10 protein-coding genes are annotated in these 11,204 nt (G+C 66.4%); 1 reads left to right on the top strand and 9 read right to left on the bottom strand.

Annotation, left to right across the window (positions count from 1 at the left end; translation table 11 throughout):
• Nucleotides 1-4 precede the first annotated feature (4 nt).
• The 7 genes from G6N59_RS07400 to G6N59_RS07370 all read right to left on the bottom strand — a co-directional run bounded on the left by G6N59_RS07400 (nt 5) and on the right by G6N59_RS07370 (nt 6,919).
• Complete coding sequence (locus tag G6N59_RS07400) at nt 5-616, bottom strand: TetR/AcrR family transcriptional regulator (RefSeq protein WP_138231529.1); 612 nt, start codon at nt 614-616, stop codon at nt 5-7.
• Nucleotides 617-618: 2 nt separating this feature from the next.
• On the bottom strand, nt 619-1,524 hold the full coding sequence (locus tag G6N59_RS07395) for a hydroxymethylglutaryl-CoA lyase (protein WP_138231528.1): 906 nt from the start codon (nt 1,522-1,524) through the stop codon (nt 619-621).
• Nucleotides 1,521-2,726 carry a CaiB/BaiF CoA transferase family protein gene (locus tag G6N59_RS07390; RefSeq protein ID WP_138231527.1) on the bottom strand — a complete coding sequence of 402 codons (1,206 nt, stop codon included), beginning with the start codon at nt 2,724-2,726 and terminating at the stop codon, nt 1,521-1,523. Before G6N59_RS07390 ends, G6N59_RS07395 begins: the two co-directional genes overlap by 4 nt.
• The gene (locus tag G6N59_RS07385; protein ID WP_138231526.1) at nt 2,723-3,922 is read right to left on the bottom strand and encodes an alpha/beta hydrolase family protein; all 1,200 of its coding nucleotides are present in this window, start codon (nt 3,920-3,922) and stop codon (nt 2,723-2,725) included. The genes G6N59_RS07390 and G6N59_RS07385 overlap by 4 nt, the downstream gene beginning before the upstream one ends.
• A gap of 34 nt (nt 3,923-3,956) precedes the next feature.
• Nucleotides 3,957-5,048 carry a homogentisate 1,2-dioxygenase gene (locus G6N59_RS07380; protein WP_138231525.1) on the bottom strand — a complete coding sequence of 364 codons (1,092 nt, stop codon included), beginning with the start codon at nt 5,046-5,048 and terminating at the stop codon, nt 3,957-3,959.
• A gap of 88 nt (nt 5,049-5,136) precedes the next feature.
• Nucleotides 5,137-6,294, bottom strand: coding sequence for an acyl-CoA dehydrogenase family protein (locus tag G6N59_RS07375; RefSeq protein WP_138231524.1), 1,158 nt, complete (start codon nt 6,292-6,294; stop codon nt 5,137-5,139).
• Between the two features lie 34 nt (nt 6,295-6,328).
• A complete protein-coding gene (locus G6N59_RS07370) occupies nt 6,329-6,919 on the bottom strand; it encodes a TetR/AcrR family transcriptional regulator (RefSeq protein ID WP_138231523.1) in 591 nt (196 codons plus the stop codon).
• A gap of 290 nt (nt 6,920-7,209) precedes the next feature.
• On the opposite strand from G6N59_RS07370, the gene G6N59_RS07365 reads away from it, so the two are divergent.
• Nucleotides 7,210-8,199, top strand: coding sequence for an esterase family protein (locus tag G6N59_RS07365; RefSeq protein ID WP_138231522.1), 990 nt, complete (start codon nt 7,210-7,212; stop codon nt 8,197-8,199).
• Nucleotides 8,200-8,392: 193 nt separating this feature from the next.
• On the opposite strand, the gene G6N59_RS07360 is transcribed toward G6N59_RS07365, so the two are convergent.
• Together G6N59_RS07360 and G6N59_RS07355 are read right to left on the bottom strand one after the other, a co-directional pair.
• On the bottom strand, nt 8,393-9,604 hold the full coding sequence (locus tag G6N59_RS07360; protein WP_138231521.1) for an acyl-CoA dehydrogenase family protein: 1,212 nt from the start codon (nt 9,602-9,604) through the stop codon (nt 8,393-8,395).
• Nucleotides 9,605-9,650: 46 nt separating this feature from the next.
• Nucleotides 9,651-11,057 (bottom strand): acyl-CoA dehydrogenase family protein, encoded by a 1,407-nt coding sequence (locus G6N59_RS07355; protein WP_138231520.1) that lies wholly within the window; start codon nt 11,055-11,057, stop codon nt 9,651-9,653.
• Nucleotides 11,058-11,204: the final 147 nt, after the last annotated feature.

The following is an 11,204-nucleotide window of genomic DNA, read 5'->3' as shown; positions in this document are numbered from 1 at the left end:
TCGGTCAGAAGCCGTACAGGGTTTTCTTCCAGATGGTCGACAGTGTGGAGATGGCGTCCTCGTCGCTGATCTGCAGTTCGGATCCCGGGTTGCCGACCACCACCACGGTGAAATTCTCGAAAAGCAGCGCAATGGCAGCGGCGATGTGTTCGGGGTTGAGGCCCTGCGCATAACCCTGCTCGGCGGCATGGCGCACCGAGTCGCCGACCATGTCCATGCCGAAGCGGCGGAACTCATGCTGCACCTTGGCAAATCGTGGTTGGGTGGCACCCAGCTGGGCGACTGCGATCATGATGCCGATGTTCTGCTTGAAGAGGTTCCAGTACCCCGTGACCACCGTGGTGAAGTAGTCGGTGGTTTCGGGGGACTCCGGCAGTGGCACGCTCATCCCCGAGGGTGTGACGATGTCGTGGAGAAATGACTCGGCCAGCTCCGCAAGCAGGTCTTCCTTGTCATCGAAGTAGCGGTAGAACACTGCTGATGACTTACCTGCCGCCGATGTGATGTCGGCGAGTGTCGTGCCGTGAAAGCCCCGCTCGGCGAACAGCTTCCGCGCCGCGAGTTCGATGGCCTCGCGGGTCTGGCGGCCCTTGGCGGTGAGAGTGTCGGCCGGCATGCTCAGCCCAGCAGCCGGTCGCCGGCGCGCAGCAGGGCGCTCGGTAGCTCATGGCCGACAATCCGCTGTGCCACCATGGCCGCATCGATCGCCAAGTCCACGTTGATGCCGGTGCCGATGTCGCTGTCCCGCAATAGATAGACCAGATCCTCGGTCGCGATGTTCCCCGTCGCGCCGGGGGCGAACGGGCAGCCGCCCAATCCACCCACCGACGCGTCGAGCCGGGTCACGCCGGCCTGCACGGCGGCGTAGGCGCTGGCGAGACCGGCACCGCGGGTGTTGTGGAAATGCGCGCCGAGTGGCAGGGCGCCGATGACCGGGCGGACCCGGGTGATCAGGTCGGTGACCCGTCGCGGGGTGGTGGTCCCGATGGTGTCCGCGATGGCCACTCGATCCGCGCCGAATTCCGATGCAGCTGTGGCGATCTCGACGACTCGGCTCGGATCGGTCGGGCCGTCGAAGGGGCAGTCCCAGGCCGTGGCGATGATGACCTCGGCACTCGCACCGCTGTCATGGGCCAGGGTCACGATGTCGGCGATCAGCGCCGTGGATTCGGTCGTCGACCGCCCGACGTTCGCCTGGCTGTGGCTGTCTGCGGCGGACACCACGTATTCCAGGGACCGCATGCCCGCGGCGAGCGCGCGGCCCGCGCCGCCGGGGCCGGCCACCAGTGCGGAGAACTCGACGCCGGGAAATGCCGCCAGCGCCGCGGCCACCTCGGGGGCATCGGCCAGCGCGGGCACCTTGGACGGTGACACGAATGCGGTGGCCTCGATCTCTTGCACGCCGGTGGCGACGATGGCCTCGAGCAGTTCGAGCTTGGCGGACAACGGAATCGGGTCCTCGAGTTGAAGCCCGTCACGCAGGCAGACTTCGCGGATGGTGACGTAGGACGGCAGGTCCGTCACAACACGCCCTCCTCACGCAGCGCCGCCAACTGCGCGGCGTCGAGACCGAGCAGCCGGCCGTACACCTCGTCGTTGTCCTGCCCCGGTCGCGCCGATCCACCGTTGCGGATGGTTCCGGGAGTGCCCGACAGCACCGGTACGACGCCAGGTCCCTTCACGTTGCGCTGCACACGTTCATCCCAGTGGTCGGCAATCATGTTGCGTGCCTGCAGCTGTGGGTCTTGCACCACCTCGGCGACGGTGTTGATCGGCCCGCTGATCACCCCGGCCGCCGACAACGTGGCGATGATGTCCTGCGGCTGACGCTCGGCAGCCCAGTCGCCGATGAGCTTGTCGAGTTCGTCCTGGTTGCGGCCGCGTGCCAGATGGTCGACGAACCGCTCGTCGGTGGCCAATTCCGGCCGCCCCATCGCCTGGCACAGCCGCCGGAACACGGTGTCCTGATTGGCCGCGATCACGACCCAGCTGCCGTTCGCGCTCTGGTAGATGTTGGACGGTGCGATGCCTTCGAGGCGAGTGCCCGAGGGCCCGCGCACCACGCCACCGATGTCGTAATCGGGGATCGTGGATTCCTGAATGGCCAAACAACTTTCGGTGAGTGCCGTATCTACGACCTGCCCCTCGCCGGTGACACTGCGCCGATAGAGCGCGGCAAGCGCTCCCTGTGCGGCGAACATGCCGGCGAGGCTGTCGCCCAGCGACAGCGCCAACCGCGGGGGAGGGCCGCCGGGAAAGCCGTTCATGTGCCGCAGCCCGCTGGCCGCCTCGGCGACCGACGCGTACCCGGCCTTGCCGGCATCGGGACCGGTCTGCCCGTAGCCCGATACCCGCACCAGGATGATGCCGCGATTGTGTTCGCGCAGAACGTCGTAGCCCAGGTTCCACTTCTCCAGGGTGCCCGGCCGGAAGTTCTCCACGATGACATCGGACTGCTTGACCAGCTCGAGGAACAGCTCCCGGCCGCGTTCGGTGCGCAGGTCCAGGGTCACTGCCTTCTTGTTGCGCGCGTGGACCGTCCAGAAGAAGCGGTGCCCGTCGAGTTCGGCCTGGCCCCAGGTCCGCAGCGGATCGGGGGAGGTCGGCAACTCGATCTTGAGCACCTCTGCGCCCATGTCGCCGAGCAGCCGGCCCGCGAAGGGGCCCGAGATCAGGGTGCCGAGTTCGATGACCCTGATGCCGTCGAGCGCGCCGGTAGCGGTCATCTGGAGAACCCTTGCCGGTGCAGCCAATCCGTGCAGATCCCGACGGCCTGGCGCAGCGTGCCGCGCTGGTCCGGGCCGGAGTAGTAGTGGTTGGCGCCCGGGATCTCGTGCATTTCCTTATCGGGATGGCCGATGGCCTCGTACAACCGCCGCGTGTGGCTCGGGGTGCAGGCGTCATCGGCGAGGTTGCCGATCACCAGGGTCGGCACCGCGATATCCGGGCCGGCCTTCACGGCGTCACCGTTGGCATCGTCATAGCTCCACTGTGACAGCCAGCTGCGCAACGTACAGAACCGGGCGAGGCCCACCGGGCTCATGTTCACCACTTGAGGGTCCCCCAGATAGCACTGCCCCGGGGTGCGTTCGTTGGGATCGACCGTGGGGTCGAGCCAGCGTGGGTCGGCCATGGTGCCGTGGACGACGAACGCGAACTCTTCGACGTCAGCGCCGGGTCGTCCGCTCGCTTTTATCTCGGCGAGTTTGTCCTTGACCCACTTGGTGATTCGCCGATTCCGGGCGACCTGTGCGGCGTGGTACCGCTGCAGGAACTCGGGGGTGTAGGGCGGCTGGTTCGGGTTGTCGGGGTTGTAGAGGTCCAGTTCCGGGTCACGCTTCGACGGGTCGTTCTCGTCGAGGATGGAGGCGTCCATCCACTCGGTCATTGTTCCGTGCCGGCTGATGTGAGCGGCCAGCAGCATGAGGCCGTCCGCCGGGATCAGGCCCAGCTTCGTCAGGTCGGGCCCGTCGCCAGACGGGCTCGACGTCACCGTCGGGTGCTGCGCCTGCTGCTGGTAGAAGACGGACAGCGAGCCGCCGCCGCTCCACCCGGCGAGCACCACCTTCGAGTAACCCAGCCGGTTCTTGGCGTCCTTGATGCACTCGCCGAGGTCCTCGACGACCTTCTCCATCAGCAACGCGGAGTCGGTGCCGCGGAACCGGCTGTTGCAGTAGATGACGTGGTGGCCGGCGCGGGCCAGCGCGTTGATCATCGGCAGGTATGCGCCGCCGCCGATGGGATGCATGAACACCAGGACGGTGTCCGACGTCTTGTTCTTGGGCTTGAGCAGATAGCTCTCCAGCACCACGAGTTCGGCGACGCCGCCGTACACATCGCGGACCGCCGAGTTGTTCTGGTACGCAACCAGATACGGGATGCGGTCATAGTCGTGCTTCACGGGTGAATCGATCGTTGTCATCGCTGTCCTTTGTTCTTCGCGCAAGCGCTCATCACTAGTGCTGCCCCAAATCGTTGGCGAGGATTTCGGCGGATGGTGTGAGACGCCGGCGGGTGTCGATGGCGATCACCGACCAGTCGACGCGGTCGTATTGGTCGAACTTGCGACGGGCACGCTCGCGCGCGGCTTCCGGTGCGCCGTGGTGCACACCTTGCGGCGCATGGGAAACCAGGCCCGGCGGCATCGGGATGCCGTACAGCGACCCGGCGTGGAAGAACGCGATCTCGTCGTAATCGACGTTGCGGTGGTACCACGGGGTGCGCTCGGTGCCCGGCACGCTCTCGGCGGGCTTGGGCAGGAAGTTCATCACGTAGACGCCCGTCGCCTGCATGAACAGGTGCACCGTCGGCGGTAGGTGCACGCTCTCGGACGTGATGACGGTGTAGTCCTCGATGTTGAAGGTGAAGGGGAAGTTGTCGCCCCGCCAACCTTCCACGTCGAGCGGATTATGTTGGTAGAAAAGCGAAGTGGGCCCGCCCTCGTGGATCAGCCGGACCTCGTATTCGTCCCTGCCGTCATCGTCGATGGGGACCGGCTCGGGAATGGTGACCTGCGCGGGATCGAATGGGAAGTGCCGTCCCAGGATGCCCGCGGGCGGCACCCGGAAGTCGTCGGTGGCCTGGATCATGAGCCACGTGCTCTCACTGTCCGGCACCTGCCGGAACGTGCACGCTTTGGGGAGGTAGACCCAGTCACCCTCGCGATAGCGCAGTGGGCCGAACTCGGTCTCCAGCAGCCCAGAACCCTTGTGGACGAAAAGCAGTAGATCGCCGTCGACGTATCGGACGAAGAACGGCATCTCGGCACTCCGGCGGCTCAGCAGGACCTGGCAGTCGGCGTTGGAGAACATCAACAGGGGAGTGCCCTGAGGGTCCGTCGCGTCCGACGGCTTCAGCTCGGACGACAGCACGTCGGTGGGGCGCAGCGGCCCGACGGTGCGATATGCCGTCGGGTCGTTGCGCCGGTACATGTTGGCGGTGCGACCGACGAATCCGCCGCGCCCGAGTTCATCGTCCTTGAGGCCGTCCAGGTCGGCGTGCACCCGCTTCGGGGTCCGGCCTTTTCGCAGGTGGACGAACGATTCCATGCTGGGCTCCTCGTGGCTCACGCAGCAAAACTAAAAGTGACATTACTTTTGGTTAGGTTGGCAGGCAAGGGTGAATTCAGGCCGACCCTCAGACCATCGACGTCCGCGGAATCTTCATCCCGAGTGCGAGTGCTCCGGCCAGCTCGCGGCTGGTGTCGTAGTCGAACACGACGTGTCCGGCCAGCACGTCGACATCGCGCTTGAACCGCTGCATCGGGCTGGACAAGAAGTGGATGCTGGCCCCGGCGGCGCCCATGAGATCGCCGATCACCGCGCGCGATTCGGCGACGATGTGTGCGGCCGCCAGTCGAGCCTGCGCGCGGACGGGCTTGTCCACGGAATCGCCGGCGACGACGATCTCCTCGATCTCACCGACCGTGTCGGCCAGCAGGCCGCGTAGAGATCGCAAGCGCACCTGCGCTCCGGCCAAGTGTGCCTGGGCAATGGGCTTGTCCTTCTGCATGACGCCCTCATACGGCAGCACCCGCTCGGCCAGCCGCCCCGCATAGATCTCGGTGACCCGCTCGGCGCTACCCAGGGCGGGCATGGCCGCCAGTAGCGCCAGAGCCGGCACCATCGGCCAGCGGTAGGTGGCGCTGTCGTGGAGTCTTGCGCCTGGAGCGGTGCCGGCATAGATGTCGGTGACCTTGACCAGGCGGTGCTCGGGCACGAAGACGTCGGTGGCGATCGCGTCGTTTGATCCGGTGGCCCGCATACCGTCGGTGTGCCAGACGTCGTCGACGGTGACGTCGCTGATCGGCAGCAGTGCGAGGGCGGGGTAGATGCCGTCATCCGGGCCGCAGAGTGCCGCGACGATGATCCAGTTTCCGTGCATGACCCCGGTGGCCCAGGACCAGCGCCCGGACAGGCGGATACCGCCGTCGGCCGGCAGCCCTCGGCCTGTCGGGGCCAGCGGCGCCGGCGCGAGGAACGGCCGGCTGTCGAATGCGTCTTGCTGGGCCTGCTCGCCGAACAGCGCCAGCATCCAGTTGTGCAGGGCCAGGAAGCCGATGGTCCAGGCGCTCGAGGTGCAGCCGTGGGCGAGGCGGCGTACCGGATCGAGGATGGCGGGGAACGGTGCCTGCTGCCCTCCGTAGCGGGCCGGCACCAGGAGGTCGGTGAATCCGGAAGCGATCAGGTCGCTCACGGTGTCGTCGGGAAGGCGACGAAGTTCTTCTGCCTCGGCGGCGCGTTCCCCGAGTGCTGTTACGAATCCATCAGTGATGCCGGTCTGCGTACTCAACATGAGCCGGACCGTACCATACCTTTTGGTATGGAAGTCAGGTCGCGAGCATCAGATCGAGAAACCGCTCACTGCGGGCCGCGAGTCGCGGATGCGGTGCATCGCCAGAGAGGTGCAGGAATCCGATGCCGACGGCGAACGTGGCGTCGGCCCGCAGCTCGGCCTCGTCGGCGTCGAAGCCGTAGTCCTCGAAGGCGCGCCGGACCGCCCCGAGAACGCGCCGGTCCGCGGCGCGCACACTCGCGGCGACGGCCTGGTCGGAGCGAGCCCATTCCCGCATCGCGCGTTCCAGCGTCCAGTGCCTGGGGCTGACCAGCGAATTCATCATCTGCACCAGCCGGTCCCGTGGTGCCAGCGAATCGATCTCTTCGATCTGGCTGCGGTCCGCGTCGCGGAGCTCGCTCCAGCCCTGAATGAGAGCTGTCCGGTAGGCGGCGATGTTGTCGAAATGCCAGTAGAAGCTGCCCTTGGTGACCTTCAACCGAGCGCACAACCGGTCGATCTTCAGGGCCTTCAACCCTTCCTCGGCGAGGATCGCGTATCCGGCCGCGAGCCAGTCCTCAATGCCCAGCCGGTTGCCCGATCGGGAGTCCGGCAGCTCGTCGACGTCGTTCCGGTCGCTCGTCACAAACGGCAGCCTACGGCCGGATGAACACCGCACCCCGCGAAGGCAAGGTGATAGCTGAACGGTACGAAGTCCGCAACAACCTGGTCTCAAGCGCGATTCGGGGGTTCCTCGGCATGTCGCATGCGTGTTTTACTGCCCACAGACAACTGAAACCTTCGGTGCGTTCAGTTCCCGTACCAGGCTGAGCCCGCCGCACACGGCTGCGAGAAATCGCGGCCGTGCCACCAGCGCCGTCTGATCGCGCCGAGTGGGCACGATACCCGGTACCTGATACTGAAATGGGATTGTGAATGTTCGTTGACAAGATTCGCGGCCGCCTGGCACGCAGGATCGCCGGTGCCGTCTCGGCCGCCGTCCTGCTCCCGGGTCTCATCGGACTTGCCGGCCAGACAGCCACCGCAGGCGCGTTCTCGCGTCCCGGCCTGCCGGTCGAATACCTCCAGGTCCCGTCGCCGGCGATGGGACGCGACATCAAGATCCAGTTCCAGAGCGGTGGTAACGGGTCGCCGGCGGTGTACCTGCTCGACGGTCTGCGCGCCCAGGACGACTACAACGGCTGGGACATCAACACCGCCGCCTTCGAGTGGTACCTCAACTCCGGTCTGTCGATCGTCATGCCGGTCGGCGGCCAGTCCAGCTTCTACAGCGACTGGTACAAGCCGGCCTGCGGTAAGGCCGGTTGCTCCACCTACAAGTGGGAGACCTTCCTGACCCAGGAGTTGCCGCAGTGGCTGCAGGCCAACCGCGACGTCAAGTCGACGGGCATGGCGGCGGTCGGTCTGTCCATGGCTGGTTCATCCGCGATGACCCTCGCCATCTGGCACCCGCAGCAGTTCATCTACGCCGGCTCGATGTCGGGCTTCCTCAACCCGTCCGAGGGCTGGTGGCCCTTCCTGATCAACGTCTCCATGGGTGACGCCGGTGGTTACAAGGCCGACGACATGTGGGGCTCCACCGGTGACCCGAACAACGCCTGGCAGCGCAACGACCCGATGGTCAACATCGGCAAGCTGGTTGCCAACAACACCCGCTTGTGGGTCTACTGCGGCAATGGCAACCCGAGCGACCTGGGCGGCGACAACGTCCCGGCCAAGTTCCTCGAGGGCCTGACCATCCGCACCAACCGCACCTTCCAGGACAACTACCTGGCCGCGGGCGGCAACAACGCGGTGTTCAACTTCCCCGACAGCGGTACCCACGACTGGGGCTACTGGGGCCAGCAGCTGCAGGCCATGAAGCCTGATCTGCAGCGCGTGCTGGGCGCCAACGCGTCGTCGTAACCGACACCTCAGCGACGAACAGGCCCCGGGAGCAATCCCGGGGCCTGTTCGTTTGTCGCGGTGCATGAGTGAGCGACCGAGACAATGTATGTCTTTGTGCGCTGGGCATTTTCGGTCAGGTGCTCGCGACCAACCGAAGCGCTCGCGACGGTGCTCCGGTAGCCCAGCGGGTGCCGGGCCACCGGAGCGCCGGTCACTTGAGCTGTGCCGACGACAGGCCCAGCAGGCGTCGCGCCACCACGAGCTGCTGAATCTGCTGCGTGCCTTCGAAGATGTCGAGAATCTTCGAGTCGCGGGCCCACTTCTCCAGCAGGGTGGTCTCGGAATAGCCGGTGGTGCCGGCCAATTCGACAGCCTTGAGAGTGACGTCGGTGCCCATGCGCCCGGCCTTGGCCTTGCTCATGGACGCTTCCTTGGAGTTCGGGACCTTGTTGTCGGCCTGCCAGGCGGCGCGCAGTGACAGCAGGTAAGCGGCCTCCCAGTCGGACTCCATCCGCAGGAACTCGGCGGCCGGGGCGCTCTGCGAGTGGGCCGGCTTGTCGTACGAGATCTCGATGCCGGCGTCGGTGAGGATCGCCCGCAGCTCCTCCAGGGCGGCGCGGCCCACGCCGATGGCCATGGCGGCCACCATCGGACGGGTGTTGTCGAAGGTCTCCATGACCCCGCCAAAGCCCTTGTCCACCTTGACCTCCGGATCGCCGAGGAGGCAGTCCTTCGGGATTCGGCAGTTGTCGAATCGGATGACCGCGGTGTCGGACGCCTTGATGCCGAGCTTGTGCTCCAGCCGCTCGACGATGACACCCGGGTGCTCACGCGGCACGACGAACGACTTGATGGCGGCCCGGCCGAGCGACTTGTCGACCGTCGCCCACACCACGATATGGGTGGCGCGCGAGCCGGCGGTGACGAAGATCTTCTCACCGTTGAGGACGTACTCGTCGCCGTCGAGCACGGCGGTGGTCGTGACCGCCGCAGAGTCGGAACCGAAGCTGGGTTCGGTGATGGCCATCGCGGCCCACACCTTGCCCCACTTGCCCAACTGCTCCTTGGTGGCGACGGCGGAGATCGCGGCGTTGCCCAGGCCCTGGAAGGGGACCGTCAGAAGGAGAGCGACATCGCCCCAGCTGACCTCCAGCGCATTCAGCAACGCAGACATGTTGGCGCCGTTGACGTTTGCGTGCTTGCTCTTGGATTCGCTGGCCGAGAAGCCGGCGCCGGCGATCGAGACGGCGTTCGACTCCTGGATGCCCTCGAACAGGCTGGCCAGGGTGTCGAGCTCCGATGGGTAGGCGTGCTCGGCCAGGTCGTACTTGCGGGAGATCGGGCGGAGCATCTCCGCGGCGCCCTGATGGCCCTTTTCCGCGACTGCTTTCAGCTTGCGGGGCAGTTCCAAATTGATTGCCATGATTGGTCTTTCGGGAGAGTTGGAAGATTGAGGACTGGGGGCCGGTCTACAGGACGACGACACCCTCGGCGACGCCGACGGCCCGCAGATCGCGGTACCAGCGCTCAACCGGGTGTTCCTTGGTGTAGCCGTGGCCACCGAGCAGCTGCACGCCGTCGAGGCCGATCTGCATGCCCTTGTCGGTGGCGAACCGCTTGGCCAGGGCACCCTCGCGCAGGAACGGCATGCCCTGCTCGGCCCGGGAGGCGCCGCGCCAGACGATCAGCCGCAGGCCGTCGAGTTCGATGGCGATGTTGGCGCACATGAACGCGACCGACTGGCGGTGGGCGATGGGCTCGCCGAACGCCTCGCGCTCCTTGACGTAAGGCACCACGTAGTCGAGCACCGAGTGCGACGTGCCGACTGCCAGTGCGGCCCAACCCAATCGGGACAGCGCGATGGCCTCGGAGTAGTCGTTGTCGGTGGCCTCGTCCTCGCCGAGACGGTTGGCCAGCGGCACCGCGACGTTGTTCAGCTCGATCTTGCCCAGCGCCGCGGCGCGGATGCCCATGCTCGGGTCGGCCGTGATCGACAGGCCCTCGGAGCCGGACTCGACGATGAAGAGCGCGGGCTTGCCGTCGAGCTGCGCGCCGATGATGAACAGCTCGGCGTCGGCGGCAGCCGGAACCAGCGACTTGACGCCGTTGAGGCGGTAACCGCCGGGGGTCCGGATCGCGGTGGTCCGCAGCGCTGTCGGGTCGAACAGTGCGTGCGGCTCGGCGATGGCCACACAGGCCTGCGGCACGTTCTCGCCGGCGAACGACGGCAGGTAGGTGGCCTGCTGACCGGCGCTGCCCCAACGGGTCAGCGCCGACGCCACGCCGCCGGGTGCCAGGATCGGCAGGGCCAGGCCCATGTCGCCGTAGGCCAGGGCCTCGGCGACCAGTGCCGTGGTGACGGTGCTCTGGGAGGCGGCGATGCCGTCGAATTCCTCGGGCACGTTGATCGCGGTGATGCCCAGCTCGGCAGCCTTGGCGATCAGGTCGGCCGGGTAGACCGCGGCAGCGTCGGCGTCATGAGCAGCCGGCCGCAGGATCTCCTCGGAGAACTCGCGGACGGTCTCGACGATCATTTGCTGGTCTTCGTCCGGAGTCAGGTCGAAGTAGTCCGAACCGCCCGGCTTCAGGCGAGTCGGTGCGCCATTGATCCCGGGAATGCGCTTGAACTGGCGGCCTGCGGCACCGGCGGTGGAGAACGCCGTCTTGACGCCGTACTTCAGGCCGCGGTTCATCGGCTCGCGCAGGTTGTACTTGTCGAGGAATTCCTGGCCGACAAAAGGAGTGATCAGCGCCAGACCGATGTCGGTCGCTGTCCGCTTGTGCCGTTGCAGGCCGATGGCGCTCTCCGGGCCCTTGCGCACGGGGCGCTGGGAGGAACCGGCAGCTGTGCCGTTCTGGGGAAGGGTGTTGGTCATTTCGACAGCCTCGCGTCGTTGGGGCAGTGCGTTATGACCGTATCTTACTCCGGAGTAAGGTACGACGCCCGTGTTATCAACTTCACATTTGCGGGCCGCGGGCCAGACGCCCGAAAACCCGCCCTGAACGCGGGTTTTCGGGCGGAC

The organism is Mycolicibacterium aubagnense, from assembly GCF_010730955.1.
GTDB lineage: Bacteria > Actinomycetota > Actinomycetes > Mycobacteriales > Mycobacteriaceae > Mycobacterium > Mycobacterium aubagnense.
Note: the sequence above shows the minus strand (reverse complement) of the source record. Positions and strands in the feature narration are given on the sequence as shown.